This window comes from Candidatus Vondammii sp. HM_W22 (assembly GCF_022530855.2).
In the GTDB taxonomy this organism is placed as follows: Bacteria; Pseudomonadota; Gammaproteobacteria; order Chromatiales; family Chromatiaceae; genus Vondammii.
In genome coordinates this window covers 1,758,300-1,780,191 of record NZ_CP099567.1, presented here as the reverse complement: position 1 = coordinate 1,780,191, position 21,892 = coordinate 1,758,300, and the positions used below count along the sequence as shown (strand labels likewise).

At 49.7% G+C, this 21,892-nt stretch carries 18 protein-coding genes, 2 tRNA genes and 4 pseudogenes; 17 read left to right on the top strand and 7 right to left on the bottom strand.

What is annotated here, in order from left to right:
- The first annotated feature begins 78 nt into the window (after positions 1 to 78).
- The 4 genes from gltX to MN084_RS09915 all read left to right on the top strand — a co-directional run bounded on the left by gltX (position 79) and on the right by MN084_RS09915 (position 3,583).
- Positions 79 to 1,488, top strand: a complete 1,410-nt coding sequence (gene gltX, locus MN084_RS09930) for a glutamate--tRNA ligase (RefSeq protein WP_241086531.1) — start codon at positions 79 to 81, stop codon at positions 1,486 to 1,488.
- Positions 1,489 to 1,573: 85 nt separating this feature from the next.
- Positions 1,574 to 3,274: a glutamine--tRNA ligase/YqeY domain fusion protein gene (locus MN084_RS09925; RefSeq protein WP_241086532.1), complete on the top strand. Its 1,701-nt coding sequence runs from the start codon at positions 1,574 to 1,576 to the stop codon at positions 3,272 to 3,274.
- A gap of 101 nt (positions 3,275 to 3,375) precedes the next feature.
- Positions 3,376 to 3,451 (top strand) — tRNA-Ala (locus MN084_RS09920).
- Positions 3,452 to 3,507: 56 nt separating this feature from the next.
- A tRNA-Glu gene (locus MN084_RS09915) sits at positions 3,508 to 3,583 on the top strand.
- A gap of 531 nt (positions 3,584 to 4,114) precedes the next feature.
- Here the strand turns inward: MN084_RS09915 and MN084_RS09910 are convergent.
- Positions 4,115 to 4,489, bottom strand: a complete 375-nt coding sequence (locus MN084_RS09910) for an antitermination protein NusG (RefSeq protein WP_241086533.1) — start codon at positions 4,487 to 4,489, stop codon at positions 4,115 to 4,117.
- Positions 4,490 to 4,633: 144 nt separating this feature from the next.
- On the opposite strand from MN084_RS09910, the gene MN084_RS09905 reads away from it, so the two are divergent.
- From MN084_RS09905 to msrB, 3 genes are all read left to right on the top strand, one after another.
- Positions 4,634 to 5,248 (top strand): ankyrin repeat domain-containing protein, encoded by a 615-nt coding sequence (locus MN084_RS09905; protein ID WP_241086534.1) that lies wholly within the window; start codon positions 4,634 to 4,636, stop codon positions 5,246 to 5,248.
- A gap of 116 nt (positions 5,249 to 5,364) precedes the next feature.
- On the top strand, positions 5,365 to 5,628 hold the full coding sequence (locus MN084_RS09900; RefSeq protein WP_445083816.1) for a hypothetical protein: 264 nt from the start codon (positions 5,365 to 5,367) through the stop codon (positions 5,626 to 5,628).
- A 402-nt stretch (positions 5,629 to 6,030) separates the two neighbouring features.
- Positions 6,031 to 6,438, top strand: coding sequence for a peptide-methionine (R)-S-oxide reductase MsrB (gene msrB / locus MN084_RS09895; protein WP_241086535.1), 408 nt, complete (start codon positions 6,031 to 6,033; stop codon positions 6,436 to 6,438).
- A 135-nt stretch (positions 6,439 to 6,573) separates the two neighbouring features.
- Here msrB and MN084_RS09890 read toward each other — a convergent pair.
- The 4 genes and pseudogenes from MN084_RS09890 to MN084_RS09875 all read right to left on the bottom strand — a co-directional run bounded on the left by MN084_RS09890 (position 6,574) and on the right by MN084_RS09875 (position 8,679).
- Positions 6,574 to 7,528, bottom strand: a pseudogene (locus MN084_RS09890) (IS256 family transposase).
- 54 nt (positions 7,529 to 7,582) lie between these two features.
- Entirely contained in the window at positions 7,583 to 7,735 is a 153-nt protein-coding gene (locus MN084_RS09885; RefSeq protein WP_241086536.1) for a transposase, read from the bottom strand.
- A 151-nt stretch (positions 7,736 to 7,886) separates the two neighbouring features.
- On the bottom strand, positions 7,887 to 8,084 hold the full coding sequence (locus MN084_RS09880; RefSeq protein WP_241086537.1) for a transposase: 198 nt from the start codon (positions 8,082 to 8,084) through the stop codon (positions 7,887 to 7,889).
- A gap of 151 nt (positions 8,085 to 8,235) precedes the next feature.
- On the bottom strand, positions 8,236 to 8,679 hold the full coding sequence (locus MN084_RS09875; protein WP_330178004.1) for a transposase family protein: 444 nt from the start codon (positions 8,677 to 8,679) through the stop codon (positions 8,236 to 8,238).
- Between the two features lie 44 nt (positions 8,680 to 8,723).
- Between MN084_RS09875 and MN084_RS09870 the strand changes: the two are divergent.
- From MN084_RS09870 to MN084_RS09825, 10 genes and pseudogenes are all read left to right on the top strand, one after another.
- Positions 8,724 to 9,661, top strand: a pseudogene (locus MN084_RS09870) (IS5 family transposase).
- A 327-nt stretch (positions 9,662 to 9,988) separates the two neighbouring features.
- A complete protein-coding gene (locus MN084_RS09865) occupies positions 9,989 to 11,173 on the top strand; it encodes an O-succinylhomoserine sulfhydrylase (RefSeq protein ID WP_241086596.1) in 1,185 nt (394 codons plus the stop codon).
- 121 nt (positions 11,174 to 11,294) lie between these two features.
- Positions 11,295 to 11,468, top strand: a complete 174-nt coding sequence (locus MN084_RS09860; RefSeq protein ID WP_241086539.1) for a hypothetical protein — start codon at positions 11,295 to 11,297, stop codon at positions 11,466 to 11,468.
- 457 nt (positions 11,469 to 11,925) lie between these two features.
- Entirely contained in the window at positions 11,926 to 12,723 is a 798-nt protein-coding gene (panB, locus tag MN084_RS09855) for a 3-methyl-2-oxobutanoate hydroxymethyltransferase (protein WP_241086540.1), read from the top strand.
- A complete protein-coding gene (panC, locus tag MN084_RS09850) occupies positions 12,720 to 13,592 on the top strand; it encodes a pantoate--beta-alanine ligase (protein ID WP_241086541.1) in 873 nt (290 codons plus the stop codon). Before panB ends, panC begins: the two co-directional genes overlap by 4 nt.
- Positions 13,593 to 14,066: 474 nt before the next feature.
- A pseudogene (locus MN084_RS09845) lies at positions 14,067 to 14,225 on the top strand (IS5/IS1182 family transposase); the annotation flags it as partial.
- Positions 14,226 to 14,354: 129 nt separating this feature from the next.
- On the top strand, positions 14,355 to 15,401 hold the full coding sequence (gene nagZ / locus MN084_RS09840; RefSeq protein WP_241086542.1) for a beta-N-acetylhexosaminidase: 1,047 nt from the start codon (positions 14,355 to 14,357) through the stop codon (positions 15,399 to 15,401).
- Between the two features lie 173 nt (positions 15,402 to 15,574).
- Positions 15,575 to 16,015, top strand: coding sequence for a hypothetical protein (locus MN084_RS09835; protein WP_241086543.1), 441 nt, complete (start codon positions 15,575 to 15,577; stop codon positions 16,013 to 16,015).
- Positions 15,999 to 17,528, top strand: coding sequence for a phage tail protein (locus MN084_RS09830; RefSeq protein WP_330178003.1), 1,530 nt, complete (start codon positions 15,999 to 16,001; stop codon positions 17,526 to 17,528). The genes MN084_RS09835 and MN084_RS09830 overlap by 17 nt, the downstream gene beginning before the upstream one ends.
- Positions 17,501 to 17,857 (top strand): hypothetical protein, encoded by a 357-nt coding sequence (locus tag MN084_RS09825; protein WP_330178002.1) that lies wholly within the window; start codon positions 17,501 to 17,503, stop codon positions 17,855 to 17,857. The genes MN084_RS09830 and MN084_RS09825 overlap by 28 nt, the downstream gene beginning before the upstream one ends.
- Positions 17,858 to 17,974: 117 nt before the next feature.
- On the opposite strand, the gene MN084_RS09820 is transcribed toward MN084_RS09825, so the two are convergent.
- On the bottom strand, positions 17,975 to 18,517 hold the full coding sequence (locus MN084_RS09820) for a tyrosine-type recombinase/integrase (RefSeq protein WP_241086546.1): 543 nt from the start codon (positions 18,515 to 18,517) through the stop codon (positions 17,975 to 17,977).
- A gap of 85 nt (positions 18,518 to 18,602) precedes the next feature.
- Positions 18,603 to 21,643, bottom strand: a pseudogene (locus MN084_RS09815) (Tn3 family transposase).
- Between the last annotated feature and the right edge of the window lie 249 nt (positions 21,644 to 21,892).

The window sequence follows — 21,892 nt, the reverse complement described above, 5'->3', positions numbered from 1 at the left end:
GTAACTTCTCAATAAGACCCCACAGATTATTAATGGGTTACCTTCTTTACGAACAATCGACTGATAAATATAGGCGTTATGACCATTCGCACCCGATTTGCTCCAAGTCCAACTGGCTACCTTCATGTTGGTGGCGCACGCACCGCTCTTTTTTCCTGGCTCTATGCTCGAAAGCATGGCGGCTCTTTTGTTTTGCGTGTGGAAGATACTGATCTAGAACGTTCAACCACTGAGTCTGTAAATGCCATTCTCGAAGGCATGACTTGGCTGGGACTGGAGTATGATGAAGGACCTTTCTTCCAGACTAAGCGTTTTGATCGTTATAACGACGTGATTGATCAATTGCTGGAAAAAGATCTGGCCTACCGTTGTAATTGCTCCCGCGAACGGTTGGATAATTTACGTGACGAGGCGATGAAAAGTAAGGAGAAGCCCCGCTATGATGGCCATTGCCGCCACAGTAATGTAGATCCAGAAGAGCCTCATGTGATCAGATTCCGAAATTTCCTGGATGGCGTGGTAATTGTTGACGATATGGTCCGTGGGAAAGTGGCATTCAGCAACGAAGAGCTGGACGACTTGATTATCAGGCGAACAGATGGTTCACCCACCTACAATCTCACCGTGGTGGTGGATGACAGTGATATGGAGATCACCCACGTCATCCGTGGTGATGATCATCTTAACAACACACCACGTCAGATCAATATTCTACGGGCCATGGAGAAGAAGCCACCAAAATATGCCCACCTGCCGATGATTCTCGGGGATGATGGCGCTAGGCTTTCCAAGCGTCATGGCGCAGTGAGTGTGATGCAGTACATGGAAGATGGTTTTCTCCCCGAGGCTCTGCTTAACTATCTGGTTCGCCTTGGTTGGTCCCATGGTGACCAGGAGGTCTTCCCGATTGAAGAGATGATTCAACTGTTCGAGGTTGAGGATGTCAATAAGGCGGCTTCCGCTTTCAATACCGAAAAGCTGCTGTGGCTGAATCAACACTACATCAAAGAGAGCGATCCACTGCATATCGCTCATCTACTGAGCCCCCATATGGGGCGGCTCGGGATAGATCCTGCTGTGGGCCCTGAGCTGGTAGACGTTGTCAAAGCACAACAGGAGAGAGCCAAGACGCTGGTGGAGATGGCGGAGATTAGTGCTTTTTTCTACAAAGATTTTGATCAGTTTGATGAAACTGCTGCAAAAAAGAACCTTCGCCCGGTCGCCAGGATGCCACTGGAAAAGATGCGCGAAGCACTGGAGGCGCAGATAGAGTGGACAGCTGAATCGTTGCACGATCTGGTACAGAAAGTTTCTGAAGCGCTTGAGCTGAAGATGGGCAAGGTCGCCCAGCCACTGCGTGTTGCCGTGGTGGGCCGTGCCGCCTCTCCGGGGATTGATGTAACCTTGCATCTGGTGGGTAAGGAGGCCTGCTTGCGTAGAATAGACATGGCTCTGGATTTTATCCGGAAACGTGAAGAGAATGCCTGATGATGGGCTAATCTTATCTGCCTCTCCCGGAGGAGAGGCTTTTAATAACAACGACCTAATTTTGTGTGTGACCTGAGAACCGGAAATGTCATCGAACAACGAAACCACAGCGCCCAGTAATTTTATTCGCCAGATAATCGACCAGGACCTGAAGGCAGGGACAAATGACGGACGGGTTCATACCCGTTTTCCGCCGGAACCGAACGGTTATCTCCACATTGGCCATGCTAAATCCATCTGTCTGAACTTTGGGGTTGCGAGAGATTACCAGGGAGGACAATGTAATCTGCGGTTTGATGACACCAATCCTCATAAAGAGAATATCGATTACGTCAACGCTATTATGGAAGACGTCAAATGGCTGGGATTTGACTGGCAAGACCGGCTTTTCTATGCATCTGATTATTTTGAAAAATTGCACGACTTTGCCATCGAACTTATCAAAACCGGAAAGGCTTATGTCTGTGGCCTGACCGCAGAAGAGGTACGGGAGTATCGTGGAACCTTGACTGAGCCGGGTAAAGAGAGCCCCTTCAGAGCGCGCTCTGTGGAAGAGAATTTCGATCTTTTTGCCCGTATGCGGGCAGGTGAGTTCAACGATGGCACACAGGTGTTACGTGCCAGGATCGACATGGCATCACCTAATATGAATATGCGTGACCCGACGCTTTACCGCATCCGTCATGGTGTCACACACCACAAGACCGGCGAGGCGTGGTGTATCTATCCAATGTATGATTTCACCCATCCAGTCTCAGATGCACTAGAAGGGATTACACACTCTCTCTGTACGCTGGAATTTGAAGACCACCGCCCCCTCTATGACTGGGTGCTGGATAACATCACCGTCGATTGCCATCCCCAGCAGATCGAGTTCTCCCGCCTCAATCTGGAGTACACGGTGATGAGCAAGCGCAAGCTGACCCAACTGGTCGATGAAGGCGTTGTCAGCGGCTGGGACGATCCACGTTTGCCTACAATTGCCGGCCTGCGCCGTCGCGGCTATACCTCGTCCTCTATTCGTACCTTCTGTGACCGGATAGGTGTCACTAAGTCCGATAACTCCGTAGAGATGGGGATGCTGGAAGCCTGTATCCGTGAAGATCTGGATCGGCATGCACCCCGGGCAATGGCTGTGCTGGACCCCCTGAAACTGGTGATTGAGAATTACCCGGAAGGTGAAGGCGAAATACTCTCAGCTCCAAATCACCCAAAGGATGAGAGCATGGGCAGTCGTGAGATACCCTTTACTCGCGAAATTTATATCGACCGGGCGGATTTCAGGGAAGAGGCCTCAAGAAAATACAAACGCATGGTTACCGGTGGGGAAGTGAGACTGCGTAACGCCTATGTGATCCGGTGTGACCAAGTCATCAAGGATGATGAAGACCGGATTATCGAACTGCGCTGTAGCTATGATCCCGATACACTGGGTGCAAACCCCGTTGGTAGGAAGGTGAGGGGAGTGATTCACTGGGTTTCAGCCATCCACGGTGTCCCTGCTGAAGTCCGCCTCTATAATCGTCTGTTCAGCCACCCGACACCGGATGGTGATAAACAGATGGCCTCTTTTCTTGATTATCTTAACCCTGATTCTCTGAAGACTGCACAGGCCTATGTTGAGCCTAGTCTTGCTTCTGCCGGTGATGGTTCACACCTTCAGTTTGAGCGGGAGGGCTATTTCTGTCTGGAGCATAATGCAGAGGCTGGGAATGGACTCGTTTTCAACCGGACCGTCACCTTAAGGGACTCTTGGGCAAAAATAGAACAGCAGTCAAAAAAGTAACCGCAGACGGCCGATGATCCGGGTGGGCAGAGCCGGGATATAATGTTGTATAGAGTACTGGACAAACTAGGCACTATATTCTAATATGCGCCGCTTGCTACGGGGCCATAGCTCAGCTGGGAGAGCACAACACTGGCAGTGTTGAGGTCGGCGGTTCGATCCCGCCTGGCTCCACCAATACAAAATCAATCCGATTTGGCGATGGAATCGGATTGCATGGAAAAGTCAAAAATGTCCCCATCGTCTAGAGGCCTAGGACATCGCCCTTTCACGGCGGTAACGGGGGTTCGAACCCCCCTGGGGACGCCATTTTTTCCGGTATTGATACCGAGCGGGGATCATTGACCCGGGAGTCATAATTGGCCAGATCCGCTGCGGTGTGGCCAATTACTCTATCGGAAATTTTTAACGGCCTCTGGCTTAATGAATCCCTCTTTCTGGCGACCCCATACAGAAAGCGCATTTTTTGTTTCGGAGGAAGTATCGCCGAGCACTGACGCAATTGACTCCAGACAGGAGGGTATTTTTGGAGATTCCGATCCCGTCCGCATCTACGGCACGGCCCCGTCGAAATCCAGAAAATGGCTCTATATTCAAAGACACCGCCGAAAGTACCCAGATCGACTTTTACTTCATAGATAAGTATGAAGACGCTGGCGAGAACCAGCACAATCATCGATGTTGTAGCAGCGCTGTGCAATAAATCTGGCCAACGACATTCAAATACCGTATACCTGTGGCACCCGGATAGATGAGTGCCTTGAGTGGTCCCTATCAGTCCACCATCTAACTGAAATTCCGGATTATGTAACAGAGCATACTGAATGCTCGGGAAAAATGTCAATCTCCCCCCATCTCCAGACGTTCCACCTCAGCTAGTGTTACCCTGCGCCCGTCTGTAGTCTGGAAACTGCGGCCATCGACATCACCTTTATACGCCCGATAGGTAGTTTCATTTCCGGAACGGGCGTCAATCACATGGATGGTGATAATCTGGTAGGTATCCCGCCACTGGTGAAACAGATAGAAGCCGGCACCCAGTAGCATCAGAATGACAACACTTACCGCGGTAAACGTAATCAGACGTGAGTTTCTTTTTTCAGGGGAAACGGTTCGTGGTGCTGGTGCCGGGCGCAGAATCTTCTCCCGGCGCCTGCGAAGTGCAAGCAGCGCGCCTGCGATTACCAGTGCGGTTAACAGGAGTTTCAAAAACATGGCGCAATACCATATCATGGCGTCTGAATTAGCGCTATGTTGTAGAAGTCTGGTAAGTTATCAAAAAGCCCGTGCAGAAGGGCAGGTAATACAGGCACTAATTAAAAGCGAAGGAATATGAGGAAATACTACCTGATACTACTGATGTTCTTGCTTGCACTGACTGGCTGTGGCAAGCCGGATCAACCCAGCATTGGACTCTATCTGGCAATTCAGCGTGGAGATCTTGACCAGATCGAACGCCATATCCAGTGGGGATCCGATATCAATACGATAAACAAGAATGGGCAACGCCCCCTGAATGTGGCCGCTAGTCGCGGACGCTATATTATTGCCAAATTGCTGGTTGAGAGTGGCGCTGATATCAACGCAGTCAACCGAGAAGGTCAGAGCGCGGTGTACAGTGCCGTTATGGCCGGGCGCACTCAGATAGCTGAACTGCTGGTCAAGAAAGGTGCTGAGACAAACCCGGATAAACTGCTGAATCAGATGATAATCAGGCATGTCAACGACAGAGATATCATCCCTCTGCTGATCGATTGGGGGGCCGATATCAATCACCAGAGTAGTGAAGGAAAAACTCCACTAATATATGCTATCTCTGATGGACAGCGAGTAATTGCCAAGTTTTTGATTGCCAATGGTGCCAACGTCAATAGACCGGGCAAATCAGGTATATATCCACTGGCACTGGCTACCTCCCTGAATAAGAGCGATATTATCCGGTTATTGAAGAGAAATGGCGCAGTAACCCGCTAATATGCTGCTGATTCGTGACCTAGAGGTGTCTCTTCTGTCGCCTTCCCATTGCAAATGGTATTTTACGCTTTAGACTAGATGGCGTCTGGATCGAGTTCCTGAGCTGGGAGAAGGTAGTGAAACGCTATGATCGGCAACACACCCTCTTCTACTCCGATCCTCCCTACTGGAAGACAGAAGGCTGTGGTGTGGAATGGGGGTTTGGGAACTACGAACTGATGGCCAAGCTGGCCCGGGACATAGACGGGATGCTGATGATCTCGGCCAACGATATCCCGGAGATGAGAGAGGCTTTGACGGACTTTATAAGGTGCGTAGCAGAGGTTTCCGCAACAAAGAGCGGTTTGCCAATGCAATCTACTTCCACCTTGGAGTGCTGAATCTTTATCCTGAGGGAGTGGTTGGGTGATACTTACCCTCTCGATTAGGGGAAGAGCCGTCAAGACTATGGTCTGCAGGTGTGCTGCTCTCTACCATTTGCGGCGGTCGGAAACGAAGATGGATTACCAGCAACAGGAGCATAATCAAGCCGGGCAGTATGAGAAGTAGCCAATACATCATTACTACTCTTTAAGAACGTACTGATAACGTACTGATATGGAAGATTATATAGGACATATGGTGTTAAGAGTAATATTTACCCGGGCTTTCGTAATCGTGTTTTCCATTACTGCATATGCAAAGGCAGCTGACTTGAAAAAATACTAGGCGGGAGAGGTGCAATGAGTTCTGAAAACAGGGCAAATTCAACAAAGAAATTCAGTAAACCTTCGGATCAAAAATTGCGTGGGGAGCTGAGTGACCAGCAGTATCAGGTAACCCAGAAAGAGGGAACTGAACGTCCCTTCGATAATGCCTACTGGAATGAAAAGAGAGATGGGATCTACGTTGATGTTGTCAGTGGAGAGCCACTCTTTTCATCTCGTGATAAGTTTGATTCTGGCACTGGCTGGCCCAGCTTTTTTCTGCCACTGAAGCCTGAACATCTGGTTGAGAAAACAGACACCAAAATGGCAATTGCGCGTACCGAAGTCAGGAGTCGCGATGGTGACTCACACTTGGGACATCTGTTTAAAGATGGCACTGCACCGGTCGGCCTTAGGTACTGTATAAATTCAGCCTCATTGCGCTTCATCCAGAAAGAAGAGCTGGAGGCAGAGGGTTACGGGCAATTTCTAGGGTATTTCTGATTAATTAAAGCAGCTCTCCCCCTAATCGAGAGGGTAAGTATCACCCAACCACTCCCTCAGGATAAAGATTCAGCACTCCAAGGTGGAAGTAGATTACATTGGGAGCCTGTAAAGTTTTCTGTGTAACAGCCAGGGTTAAATATATACCGCCATAAATCTATTCAGTGCTGGTTTCCGATGACGGATCAGCATTGTCCACTTTTTCGATGGGGCCTGGATTGCTAGGTGGACAACCTTCTTCGCCGAGTCATCGGCTGGAAACAACTTCCGCTTTTTGATCGCTTTGCGAATGACGCTGTTCAGCGACTCAATGGCGTTGTTCGTGTAGATCACTTTTCGTCTGCCCTCCGGGTAGTTGAACAGCGTGTTGAGATTCTGCCAATGGGCACTCCAGGAGCGGCTAATCCGGGGGTGTTTGTTGTCCCATCGGTCAGAGAATTTATCCAGTGCCGGTAAGGCTTCTTCCCCGGTGATGGACTGGTAACTCTTTTTCAAATCAGCCGCCATAGGCTTGTAGTCTTTCCAGGACACCTACTTCATCGAGTTTCGTAGCATATGCAAATACACAGCTGGATATTCGGAAAAGCCGTGTTGATTGCATCAGGAAAGCCTTCTAAGCCATCGACACAGGCAATCAAAGTATCCTTCACACCGCGATTCTGAAGCTCTGTCAGCAGGTTCAGCCAGAACTAGGCACCCTCATTTCCCCGACGGCCACATCCCCTATAATTCCTTGTGGCCTTCCAGGTTGACGCCCAAAGCGAGGTAAATTGCTTTGTTGATCACTTTCTTGTTTTGCCGGATTTTAACGACAATCCTGTCCAGATAAACAATAGGCTGAATCGCATCCAGGGGGCGAGATTGCCATTCGTCAACCTGCTCGATAACCGCACCAGTAGTGCCGTTGCGGCTATTACTCGCTTCGGATTGTTCATGTTTGGCAAAGCTAAGATGATCAGCCAGTTCAACGTTAGAGTGCTGCATCGACCGTGATTTTTGGCAGCATTTGCCGAAATTCGTTGTGATCTTCTTCAGTTTTGATGTGATTAGCGGCCGCTTGGGCTATCGCCTGGAGCTCTTTCTTGTCGATCATCTGCCTGTCCTCTCCCTTGCTTGGGCTTAATGATAGGCAGTTACACAGAATTCAGGTCTGTTCTTTGGTTCGGTTGTTGAGACCTTCTGCTAGACCATTGCTTACTTCCAAAACAACAGCATTCAATATTCCCCACAGATGATCCTTGATTGTTCCCGCCATCTTCTTGATTGGCTCCAGGCCACTGCGCACTGCCCATGACAACCACCGCTCCCAGCCTTTCCTTGCTCATGTCTTACTGGCATAGTGTCAGAGTGACATGATCAAACTCTAATTGATCGCCCAGGCGCGGGCAGTCACGTAGCGCCTTGAACCGCAATTTCTGTCTGCGCGTCATATTCTCCGGGTTGTAGGGCTAGTCATACTGGCTGCCTTTAAGGCCCTCATAGCCTTCAGCCATCAGCGCTTTGTGCTCTTGACAGCGTACCTTGTCTACCGCCTCATCGAGTCGCTTGGCGACATGGCATTTACCAAAGACAGTCTTCTCTTCAACCCTAGGCAAGCTTTTCAGTGTGGCATTGATAAAGGCTTCGCCATATATCCATAGAGACACTCTCTATCACTTCTCGCTGCTCCTCTATCAGACTTTCGTACCATGTGCTTTGAGTGCGGCCTTTTTGCGGTCACTGCCCACGTGCAACACTAACACCAATGCGTGTTGGGCTGATCTCTTTTCTGCGTGCCAGTCCTCGCTTGACCGCTCGCTATATAATTCCACCAATGGCATTCCAACTCAGCTCCATCAATCGGGAGACTGCCGAGATGGATGCCTCTTTCAACCAATCGATCACCAGCGCCTCAAACATTGCAGTAAATCCAGAGCCCGGTTCCGCCCAGGGAACTGACACGGTGCCCACCCCATGTTCTTCGGACTTCATCCTGGGCACATCTGTTACCAGAATAGTTTTGTACTGGCAGGTATCCAGGCCGCCAGCGGCGCTTGAATCATAGCCCGGTGAGATCTGCCCATAGGTTGAACAACACTGCTTGGCACCTGCCTCCTGCTCAACCTGTACCGCTACCTCTCTCTCTGACAGAGCCAACTCTACACTGCCAAGGACTCGTGATACCCAGGATCTGGGCGTGTAGATCTTTACCTCTAATGGGGGGGCACGTTGATTTACCCACTCAATGAGGGGAAGAGCCACTTTCGTATACTATTGATCTACAGATCACCAGTTCCAGGAAAACGATGAAACAGCAAAGCTTAGAAGCTCCGGGTTTTGAAAAATACCGAAAAAAGACCGCCAAGGAACAGTTTCTGGATGAGAATGGAGCAAATCATCCTCTGGAAGGAACTTGGCGAGGTCATAGCATCCTAATTACCCAAATCCGAAGGGCGCTGGTAGAAAGCCCGTTGGTCTAAAGCGCATGCGGCGCATCCACTTTCTACATCACTGGTTTGAGCTCTCTGACTCTGCAGCGGAAGAAGCGCTTTATGATTCACGTGCCATGGGTAAGTTCGTCAGTATCGATCTGGGTAATGAGCCCGCACCGGATGAAACAACCATCGGCAATTTTCGCCATCTGATGGAAAGGAATAATCTTGGGGATGAGCTGTTTCGTTTGGTCAATGTTTACTTGGCCGAGAATGGTATGAAGCTCAACCGGGGAACCCTTGTTGATGCCACGATCATCACAACGAAGAACAAAGAAATAAACCGTAATCCGGATATACATCAAACCCACAAAGGCAATCAATGGTACTTTGGCATGAAGGCCCATATTGGCGTGGACAGCAAAACCAGACTGATCCACTCAATTGCTGTGACACCGGCCAATATTCATGACTCGCAGGTATTGGAAGACCTGTTGCATGGAAACGAAACCCGCGTACGGGGAGATTCTGCCTATGCAGGACAGAAAGATAAACTGACCAAGCATGCGCCAAAGGCTTTACCCGGAAGAAAGCCTGTCGTAATCGACAATTAACCGAGCAGGAACCATCAGCGAATCGATACAAATCGGGAACGCGCGCCAGAGTAGAGCATGTATTCGGTGTAATGAAGCAGCAGTTTGGTTTTAACAAGGTTCGATCGAGGGCTTGAGAAAAATGCCCATTGGGTATTTACCAAGTGTGCCTTGATTAATCGGGTACTGGCTAAGCGGCATTTATTAGCCATCTCATAGGCAAGTTGCGGCTGAAAGCCCAGGAATAGCTAAAATTGAGGTCAAATCCGAGAATAACGCGGATTGTTTTTACAAATATTACCAAGATTGGATGGCAGGTGAAGTGAAAAACTTCAATTTTTCAGACCATCCCTAGAGTAAGCAATAGTTATCTGACTCCCTTCTTGACACTATCATCACGGACACCTACTCTTGCAGTTAGATGCCGATTTGTCCCTGATTGCGGGCGCATATTTAAGAATACAGCTAAAGCGATAAATACCTGCCTTGGCTGTAGCCGGTCAGGTTTTTTCTTGCTAGTAACGGAGTGAACAGGTAGCTGGAATGATGCGAGAATATGATGATTGGGGTTTGGCGACTCGCGGAATCAGGGCCGGGCAGATACGGACAGCTGAAGGCGAGCAATCAGAGCCGATTTTTGCCACTTCAAGTTTTGTCTTTAAAAATGCTGCTGAGGCGGCGGCCCGTTTCAGTGGCGATGAGCCGGGCAATATCTATTCAAGATTCACTAACCCAACGGTCAGAATTTTTGAGCAGCGTCTGGCTGCGCTGGAAGGTGGCAAGTGGTGCGTGGCAACGTCCTCGGGTATGTCTGCCATACTGGCGGTTTGCATGGGTCTGCTTCAGGCCGGTGATTACATCGTTTCGTCACGCAGCGTCTTTGGCACCACCACTGTACTCTTTAATAAATACCTGTCGAAGGCGGGTATAGAGACAACTTTTGTCCCCTTGACCGACCTTCCAGCCTGGGAAGCGGCCATCCGCCCAGAGACCAAATTTCTTTACCTGGAGACGCCGTCAAATCCTCTGACAGAAGTGGCGGACATCACGGCACTGGCCGAGCTCGCTCATTCCCGAGGCGCGCTGCTGCTGGTGGATAACTGTCTCTGTACCCCCGCTTTGCAACGGCCGCTGGAACTTGGGGCGGATGTCGTTATTCATTCGGCAACCAAATATCTGGATGGTCAGGGGCGTTGTATGGGTGGTGCCGTGGTTGGCCGTGCAAAAACGGTGGGCGAAGAGGTATTTGGTTTTCTGCGCAGTGCCGGACCAACCATGAGTCCATTTAATGCCTGGGTTTTTCTAAAAGGTCTTGAGACTCTCAAGCTGAGGATGCAGGCGCACTCTGAAAATGCCATGGCTCTCGCCAATTGGCTGCAGGAGCATCCGGCAGTGGCGAAAGTGCATTATCCGGGTCTGACGAGCCATCCGCAGCATGACTTGTCCAATCGCCAGCAATTGACAGCCGGCGGTATCGTCTCTTTTGAGGTGAATGGCGGCCAGGCGGCAGCTTGGCGGTTGATTGATGCCACACGTCTGATCTCTATTACGGCAAATCTTGGCGATACAAAAAGCACTATTACCCATCCTGCGACCACCACTCATGGACGCTTGTCGGATGAGGAGAAGCAGTTATCGGGAATCAGTGAAGGGCTGATACGTATTGCTGTTGGTCTTGAGAATATTGACGATTTAAAACGGGATATCGAAACCGGATTGGAGCGAGCCTGAGAGATGCCTGAACTCAGATGACTCCCTACTGACCATATGGAACCTGCGGCATGCAGACGCGGAAGGTCTCGGTCATACTGCGATAGTTCTGTGTGAAAACAGCCACCTGATATCGCCGGATATGCGAGCACTGGATTTTGCACATGGGCGGGGCGTCAGTGCGCTGGCCTTGGCGGGCCGGGAATTACCGCTTGGAATCTCTATCTGTGGCAATCAAACGACTCAATCGACTGCCGATGATGCGAGACTCTCGATCCATGCAGAAGTGAAAGATGTGGTTACCAAGCCTTCCTGAAAACTGAGTCATTTGATCGTGGTTCAACTCGTCAAGTGCAACAGATGTGTTGATACCTAAAAAAATACCTGGTTAGGTATTTTCATGCCAAGATATTTTCTTGTATCGTTTAAAAATTTCGACCAAGTGAGTCGAAGAAGAAACCAAACTAAAATCCAAGTTATGAACTACAATCTGGCTTGGTATTAGGTGGGTCAGTTTTCAGTGTGTTTAACATAATGCCCATACTGACTTTTTCTATCGTTGTGATCGGTCTCCTCCGCTGATTATCAACGCCTCTGAGATCAACCCAAGTGGAGGCGCGATACAGATTATCAGCTGCTGCTAGAGCAGATCTGTACGCTGTGCAGGGGAAAACATTACTTTAGTCCAGCGCCGCTGTTGTTATAATATTGCACTGCACAAAATCAGCCTTACCTTACCGGCGAATTGTGAATAGGTTGTTTGGGAGAGCACCATGTCTTATGTGACCACAGCAACATTGATACAAATGAAGAAGCAGGGCGAAAAAATCGCTGTGCTGACAAGTTACGATGCCAGTTTTACTGCCCTGCTGGAGAATGCCGGCATCGAAGTGATTTTGATCGGGGATTCATTAGGCATGGTTATTCAAGGGCAGGAGAGCACCCTGCCCGTGGCGGTTGAAGAGATGGTTTATCACACCCGGTGTGTCGCTCGGGGGCGTCGTAACGCGCTGTTGATTGCTGATATGCCATTCATGAGTTACAGCTTGGCAAATCAGGCCCTGGGAACGGCAGGGCGTCTGATGAAAGATGGTGGCGCCCACATGGTTAAGCTGGAGGGTGGCGCCACCCAGTTGGAAACGGTGCGCCAGCTGACGGAGAATGGAATACCTGTTTGTGCCCATCTTGGTCTCTTGCCGCAATCCGTCTATAAACTAGGTGGCTATCGTGTCCAAGGAGGAGATGAAGCGTCCGCCATGCTTATGAAGGAGGATGCCCTGGCGCTTGAGCAAGCTGGGGCTCAGATGCTGATTCTCGAATGCGTTCCAGCCTCGCTGGCAGCGAAGATCAGCAAAGCGCTGGTTATACCGGTTATCGGAATTGGTGCCGGCCCCGATTGCGATGGCCAGGTGCTGGTGGTTTATGACATGCTGGGTATCACGCCGAAAAAGGCACCGAAATTTGTAAAGAATTTTCTTCAGGGAAACAAATCCGTGCAAGATGCATTGACGGCCTATGTCAAAGAGGTCAAGGCAGGGAGTTTTCCCGACTCAGATCATAGTTTCCAATGATTACCATTGAGACCATTTTAGACCTCCGGGAGCAGGTGGCGGAGTGGAGGGCCAGAGGTGATAAGATCGCACTGGTTCCAACAATGGGCAATCTCCACGAAGGGCACTTGTCATTGGTGAGAAGAGCCCTCACTTTGGCCAATCGTGTCATTGTCTCAATCTTCGTTAATCCGCTGCAGTTTGGCGAGGGGGAGGACTATGAATCCTATCCCAATACGCTGACTGAGGATGCCGATAAGTTGATCTCTGTGGATGCAGACCTGCTGTTCATGCCGCCTGTATCGGAAGTTTATCGGAAACCCCAGGCGGAGTTGACCCGGGTTGAAGTGCCGGGTATTTCAGATATTTTTTGCGGTGAATCCAGGCCGGGACACTTTGTTGGCGTGGCAACGGTTGTCTGTAAACTGTTCAACATAGTTCAGCCAGACCTGACACTGTTTGGCGAAAAGGATTTTCAGCAACTGATAGTGATTCGGCGGATGACCGAGGATCTTTTCATGCCGGTTGAAATCATTGGTGTGCCAACAGTCAGGGAAGTGGATGGATTGGCCCGCAGTTCCCGTAACGGGTATCTGACTGAGCGGGAACGTTCCATAGCGCCGATACTCTACAAAACATTGAATGAAATCGGAGATGCTCTCAGGCGTGGTGCCGGTGATTTTGACCAAATGGAGAAGATGGCCAATAGTCATCTGGCGGCGGCAGGGTTTATCCCCGATTATTTCCATATTTTGTCAGCCGAAGACCTATCTGAACCGGATGAATCATGCAAGTCACTGGTAATACTTGCTGCCGTCTATCTGGGTAAGGCGCGCCTGATTGACAACATTCAGTTGTCATTGGGCGGATCGCTTTTTTACAGAGGTTAAAACTTCGCCTCTTCAGGAAAATTTGTGGAGTAGAGGGATAGTACACCACTGATGACAATTCACAGATTCAGTTAGGGAAAGGGCATCCCGCTCCTTAACTCTGAGATGATGAAGAGGACGCAACTCAAGACTATTCTTAATCGGGTCAAAAAGTTCAATTCTTTTGTGTACGGAGAGGTCCACTGGGCAGATGGCACGAAGAAATCAACTGTCGAGGCAGAGCTTCATCCTCGCAGAAACAGTCGCCCCACCTGCTCTGAGTGTGGCAGTAGAAGACCGGGGTTACGATGCGCTGCCAAGGCGGCGTTTTGAGTTTGTTCCAATGTGGGGCGTTAGGGGAATGCTACTTACTTAAGTTTTTTTGGGTGGCCATTTTTCCGAATATTCTCTCGCGCAATAGCCCTGGGTTTGGTAAAGAGAAATTACTGAAAACTGGATCAGGAAATATAATGAAGACCGGCCACATCTATTCACTTGTACAAAATGAGACATTTGGTTGAGAATGAGTTTCTGCATCTTCAACGCTGACGTGGTATTGCAACACGCTACGCAAAAAATACCCGTTCATTTATTGCCGCTGTCCAGATTGTGTGTATGATGCTTTGGGTCAGAACCTTATGGCGATACTTATGACTAGAATCAGGGCTAAAAGATGTAGCATTCATTATCCATTCCGCTTCTGTATAAATTACAGGTGTATTACTATACCGAAAACACATCTATTTCCGAAATAGATCACGGAATTTTTAGGAAAAAATATCTATGAGTCATGGCCCGTTGATGCTGGACCTGTCAGGTACCTGCCTGACTACTGAAGAAAAAGAGATGCTGCAACACCCGGCGGCTGGTGGAATTATCCTTTTCAGCAGAAACTTTGAGTCACCTGAACAGGTAACTGCACTGGTCTCTGAAATCCGCGCATTGAGAGAGCCTTCACTTCTTATCGCTGTGGATCAGGAGGGGGGAAGGGTACAGCGATTCAAAGAAGGTTTTACCAGACTACCCCCGGCGGCCTGGTTCGGCAAACTCCATGATGAGAACGCCAAACAGGCCAGGAGCGTTGCACAGAGTGTTGGCTGGTTGATGGCAACTGAACTGCGTTCAGTGGGAGTCGATTTCAGCTTTGCACCTGTATTGGATCTTAACCGTGGCATAAGCCAAGTGATCGGTGACAGAGCATTCAATGGCATGCCAATGGTTGTAACTGAACTGGCCCAGTCCTGGATGATGGGTGTTCACGATGCCGGCATGGCCGCCGTTGGCAAGCATTTCCCCGGACATGGCGGTGTATTGGAAGATTCTCACGAGGCACTGCCGGTGGACAGGCGGAGGCCGGAAGATATCATGATGGAAGATCTTATTCCTTTCCAAAGAATGATCAAATACGGGCTGGAAGCGATCATGCCGGCCCATGTCATATATGAACAATCTGCAAATGAGCTTGCTGGCTTCTCGCATTTTTGGCTTCAGGATGTACTCAGAAAGCGACTAGGGTTCCAAGGCGTGATCTTTAGCGACGACCTTACCATGGCAGCAGCAGGAGGGGTCGGTGATTATCCTGACCGGGCAGATGCTGCACTGGCAGCGGGCTGCGATATGGTGCTGGTCTGCAATAATCACAAAGGTGCCGTCCGGGTACTTGAGTCACTCTCCGCGTACAGCAATCCAACCGGGCAGATAAGACTGTCCAGAATGCATGGACGCAAACCAATAGGACATGAGGAGATGCGGCTCGATCCGCGATGGAAATCTGCTGTTAATATCATTGCCAAGTATGAGGAGAATCCACTACTCGATTTGGATCTTTGACTCAATTACCCCGTCAATACTGTGCTGAAGGAGTAGTGACTGTTTTAGGGAACCTCTGATTTAATTCTGGACCGGATGGATCACGAGAGAATAAATCAAAGGGCATTCCCGTTTCCGAGGTCGAGCAGGCGATTGCGCCAGTTCAGCTCAAATGGCAGTCCGGTCCTGAAGTCATGGTTGTGGATACCTTTGCCAGTCTTCCTAAATACATAAAGGAGGAGAGTGCCGGGCAGCATGTTGACGGTGCTTATGACCCGGGTACCGGTCAGATCTACTTGGTAGCCAATGCAATCACCAGCAAACGACACGCATTGCGTGTCCTGGCCCATGAGGCTGTTGGGCATTATTCCATGGAGGCGATGCTGGGCAATGAGTTCCAGGGTATCCTGAAAAAAGTCAATCTCCTGAAGAGAGTAGGCGGCAAGCGGATCAACGAGATTGCAGCAGAAGTGGATCGTCGATACGAAGGACTATCAGAGGACGCTGCAGCGGCAGAGGTTATTGCCGTGATGGCTGAGAAAGGCATCCGGAACAGCGTAATGAAGCGGGTTTATGCGGCTATCCGTAAATTCCTGAAGAAAGATCGGGTTCCAGCTGATGTTCACCACGAGTGAACTGGAGTCCATGATCGCTGTTGCAGGGCGTAGGCTTGGGAGAGAGGCTTCAGGTAACGGTAAGAGAGGGGGTGGAGGGGCGGTATTCTCACGTGTTGGGTATTCTGTAGTAAAAATCCCTGATGCAAACGAGATCAGCGTGGTCTATCGAGACCGGGACGACAACACCGACAAAACCATCACCGTTCACGATATCGGCAATATCCAGATTCAGGGCGGGGTGGTCACTCAAACCGTGCAATATCCGGGAATATCCAATGCCGACCTGGCCGCCCGGATCGCACTGCGTGATCTGCGGGCTGCAGCATCACCGCTCAGCCGTTTACGCATCACCGTCAACCGCGCCGGGTGGGATCTGGGGCGCGGTGATCCCTTTAAATTTTCCTGGGCAAAACTGGGCATCAATACAGCGGTGTACCGAGTGACCAACATCGACACCGGTGAGCTGACCGACGGGCGTATTGCGATTGATGCAATAGAGGATGTTTTTGCATTGCCCGACACCAGCTATGTTGCCCCACAACCCTCTGGATGGGTATCGCCCAATAACCCACCGGCCGCCGCCGCCTATCAACAGTTGATGGAGGCCGGATATTGGGATGTGCAGATGAATGTTTCGCCGGCGGATATCGCGCAACTCGGTCCAGAGTTCGGTTTCGTCATATCCCAGGCGGTGAGGCCGAGTGAGGACACGTTCAGTTATCAAATTCAGAGCCTTATCAGCGGTTCCGAATATATTTATGTGAGCCAGGGGTTTTGCTGTCCCACCGCCGAATTAGATGATCACCTGGTCATTGATGCCCTGGTAGACAAGGTGGCAAGTATCAAAAACGGCATCGACCTGGACCAGATTGAGATAGATAGTTTTGCCTATATCGGTGCTGAGTGCGTGGCTATCCGGGGCGTTAACATAGCGGCCGGAACGATCACTATCGATCGCGGCATACTGGACACGGTCCCCGTCGAGCATGCCGATAGTTCACGAATCTGGTTCGCCGATGGCTGGCAGGGGCTTGATCGTACTGAGCGGGTAGATGCTGAGTTTGCCACGCTAAAATTGCTGCCTACTACCACATTGGGTACGCTGGATATCGGCAGCGCTACGGCACTGTACCTCACGCTCGACAATCGTTATCAGCGACCCTATCCGCCGGGCAACATCAAACTCAATGCCGCACGATACCCTGTAAGCACCACCGGAGATATAGCGGTCACCTGGAGCCACCGGGACCGAATCCTACAAACCGCGTATCTGGTTAACCAGACCGAGGTCGATATAGGCCCAGAACCTGGGACAACGTATACCGTCAGAATTTACGACACCACAGGGCCGACGCTGATGCACACCGAAAACGGCATGACTGGCACTAGTTGGACCTATACCGAAGTGGCCCGCCAAGCAGATTTTGGCGGCGTTGGACCCCATGATTTGCGAATCGAGATCGAATCTATGCGCGATGGGCTAACCAGCCGACAGAGGCAGGCATGGGAGTGTACGGCGATGGATTCCTGATTCTCTATGACGCAATGTGCACAGCTATTGCAGAGCGCAAGGCTACAGAAATCAGAGTCAGGGCAGAGCGTAAGGCCGGGCAGATGATGTCTGAAATGAAGCGCGGTAACGGAACAAAAGGCCAGCTAAACGGGAAAAAGGTTTCTGGTGAGGTTAGCGTGAACCGTCCAGAACAAGAAAAATCTGAATTTGCCGAAACCAAAGAATCCGCAAATATCTCGGACACCCAGGCCAAGCGCTGGCAGAAACTTGCTGCTGTACCAGAATATGAAGATATTCATAATAAGCCTGTAGACTCATTAGCTAACGTTGGCAAAAATTGCACCTAGCAAAATGAAGCACCACCGAGCGGGGTTGCAGGTCGGTGGTGCGGGGCGAGCTTCCATTCTGGTTTTGCCATCCTGGCGCGGTGCCGGGGTTATTATAGCACTGGGAGAAGTAAATGATTAATTTAGTTTATCTGCAAGATCATCAATAGTTGGTTGGTAGTACACGTTTTGCAATATTCTCAAATCACGGTGACCGCTGAATTTTTGGGCTAATCTGGTCAAAGCGGTGCGACGAGTGTCGTGGAAGTGTAAATTCTTAATTAACGCTCTGTCCCGGCACTTTCGCCACAGCGCGTCTGCCTGAGCGGTATTCATGCCAAATACCGGATTTTCTTTTGTCTGATCTGACAACAAGACCTTGGCCTTACTAGATAAAGGCACGTTTCTGGTGGTCCCATTTTTGGTCTCCGGAATATGGACATACCGCGCGTGAACATGCTCCCAGGTTAGCCCGCATATCTCACCGATACGCATAGCGGTCTCCAAGGCGAATAGCATCACGTCACCCACTTGTGCTGTCAGTGTTCCTGATCCGTAGCCGCAGGTATGCAGTATCATTTCCACCTCTTTCTGAGTGATGACACGGGACCGAGGTTTTGCTGGTTTCGGCTGCTTCACTAACCCGAACGGGTTTTCTTTCAGCCAGTGCCATTCTGTCACGGCGACATTACAGGCATGGTTCAGTAAGGGGTCCTAGGGATTTTCCCTCGTAAACGGACATAAACGGCTAGATCCCATGCCCTGCTTACGTTTCCGGATGTGGGTACTTTTCCTGAACAGGCTTATAACCGTCGATTGAGCTCATTAATTCGTCCAGATCCGGCAATTTCCCACTCATTTGGAAGTTGTAGGTGCCTTTCAGGTTGATGTTGTACCAGGCAACTGGGGAGGCTTGATTTGACGATCTGGATTTTTTCATCATCCTTCTGATATTCAAAGCTAGTCAGCAACTGACTGAGTATGGCCGAGTTAAAGTAGATTATAGCGTTGGTAACCAGGCGAGCACATTCGTTCCACAGTTGGATCTCCTCATCCGAGCTGCCGCGGAACTGATCACCATTGACGTTGCTGATTGCACGACGCAGTTGGTGGTAAGCCTCGCCTCGATTGAGTGCTCGCTGAACGTAGTCGCGCAGACTGACGTCATCGATGTAGTTGAGTAAATAATTCGCTTTCACCATACGATTGTATTCCGTTAGTGCCCCGAGTAACGGGTGGCTGCTTTTGTAACCTGAGAGCTTTCTAACCAATGTCGCTTGCGTTGTTTTGCGTTCATAAAGTGAGATCATGATCCGTTGTATAGTATCCCAGTGAGCCGCGATGAGCTTGGTGTTGATGGGCTTTTTCAGACTCAATTGGATTTTCTTATCCTTGTCTTCTTTGACATCGAACATCTCATTGATGACACGACCCACCTGAGCATAGCGTGGAGCAAAGCTGTACCCAAAGAGATCTAGCAATGCGAAGTTGATGTGATTGACTCCGTGCGTATCGGTAGACAGTACGTCTGGCACGATCTCGGAACTATTGTTCATCAGTAGATCGAAGATGTAGTGGGACTCGTGCTCGTTAGCACCGATCACACGAGCATTGATGGCCGCATGATTGGCGATCAAGCTCATGGCCGACACGCCTTTTTGCGTGCCAAAGTATTTTGACGAGTAACGTGTTTTAAATGTCTCACGCCGGGATTCGAACTTCTGACCATCAGCACTGGCGTGGATAACATCTTCTTGGATATTGTAGTGCTTGAAGATCGGAAGCTTAGCCGTTGCGTTGTTGATGCGATCGTTGGCTGCGTTCAGTGTTTCTAACCTCAGATAGTTCGCCTGAATGGTGCTGAGCTGATCGTAAGTGCGATCGGATATTTGAGCGATACCATAAATGCCTTGGTTGGTCGCGTTGCCCACCAAGATAGCCAACAGGTCATACTCGTGTGCTCGGCTCTTCGACTGTGCACCCAGTACATGCTTAAAGTCATCAAGGAAGCCTGTGTCGCGATCGACCATTCGCAACACATCGGCAACGCCAGTCGTGGGTAGTTGCTGGAAGAACGGATTATTGACCAAGTACTTTTTGTTGGCCGTGGGTAAGCGCCAATGGCGCTTTCCTTTGGGGTTTCTCAGGATAATATTTCGGTTGTCATCGTGTTCTAGATAGTGACTCACTTCTTGTAATCTAACACCCAGGTTTTTGGCCATTTGGTCAATGAGTTTGTTGGGATTGGCGGCTAATTTAGGCAACTGGGTGCGCTCTAATAGCGCGTCTTTTTCTTCTGTCCATCGCTCACGATTGACTAGATCAGCCTCCAAAGCCCTGTATTTAAACACATTTGGCAGTGTGAGCTGGCCATTCAACCGATTGGGGATTTGCAAGTAAAGGAACCATTCGTACCGACCTTTATTCATCACGCCGCTCGAGTCTTGCATGAACGACAATTGCTTCTTGGTAGGCAAGCGGCTATCCATTGCGCCGATTGAGATTTCACCATCGGCGATAAGATCACGCTGCGCACGATGCAGTGTAGCTGCCAGGCGCTGTGTTTTTTCACCGCCTTCAAAGTGCAAGCACAGGAATAGATCACGAAGTAAGCCTTCTCGTAAGCTCACCCGGTGATCGAAGTACTGCCACGTGGCCTCTTCAACCGATCGCTTTTGATCATTCAAAAACAGGCAAACGGATTCCAGATCTTTCGCCGCTAGAAGTTTAAAAGCATGCTGCCGTAACGCCCCAAACGGTTGTTGTTGATCTACTCTGTCGTCGATAAAAAGACGCAACACTTGCGCCGCTTTACTGACGTTACTCGCAGCTCGTTGCCAGTCTTGATAAACAGATTCTCTCGCGTATATTTTGGCTTTTCTGTTTTCTTTGAAAAAGATGATGAACAAAGCCATCGGCTATTCGTTCCAGTGCCTGTTGCCAACGCGATTGCAAATAGCACAACAAGTAGAGGCGTTGATAACCAACAGGTTGGCGTTTTAGTTTGGCACCATAGTAAGTCACTCTTTCAGCAAAGTACTGCTGATTCTTCAACGATATTGATAGCTGACTTAAAACCTCATCGACTTCTAGCATCCAAGATTGAATGTGCTGATGTACGGCGAGTTCTTTTTGCAACTCACTCCTTGTAATGTTCTTAGCCGCCATTCTTAACCGCCGTAGAGTCAGTGGGTCATTGCCTTCGACAAAGTCAGACAACATAGAAGTCAAGTCAACAGAGATGAGGTCTTCGAGTTGGCGAATGAGTTGATCGTTGGTAGCACTGACGACATCACTGATCAAGTCTTGCAAAACTGAGTACCCAGGAATGCTAATTTTTTGTGCCGCTAAGTATTCAATAGCCCTGTCAAACAACGCTCGCGGTTGAGCCCATGCTTGTGCGTGTTCGCGAAGGTCTATTGTCAGCGCGGCGCTGTGCCGTTCGTTCTCCCAGCGTTGATGGTTTGTTAATTCGTATATGCGATGATAGATACGCACACGAGTTTTTTGAGTTAGATTGAAGGGACTCAGACCGGAACCGGGAAACACTTCTGAGCAGACATATTTAATATCATGCTTGATCTGGTGGTAGCCGGGACTCAAAGAAATGGGCTTCACTTTAAAGTAGCCGAGCAACACAACGAACATGCAGCGTTGATCACGCCTGCGAATCTTCTGGCACTGGGCCAATTCGATATCATTGAGTGTGAAGAAGAATCGTTGATCGTTTTGATTGAGTGCTGGCGGGCCGAACAAGTCAACAATTTCCGCTTCGGTGAGGATCTTGAGTCGTTTCTCTGTGGTCATAATCGTTACCTAAAGGCCACGATTCTAGCCAAATTACCCTAAAATGTTCGGAAATCGAAAAGTACCCCTCTCGGGAAACGTAGGCGGGGAAAGGGATCTAGCCGTTTATGTCCGTTTACGAGGGAAAATCCCTAGGACCCCATAGTGAAGCCCCGATCGCGGTGTCGTACAAAGCCAGCTTGCTCGCCTTTGGCTAAGACCCCGTTCAATAGCAAACAATGCCATTGTAGATTCAATGGGTTGATGCAA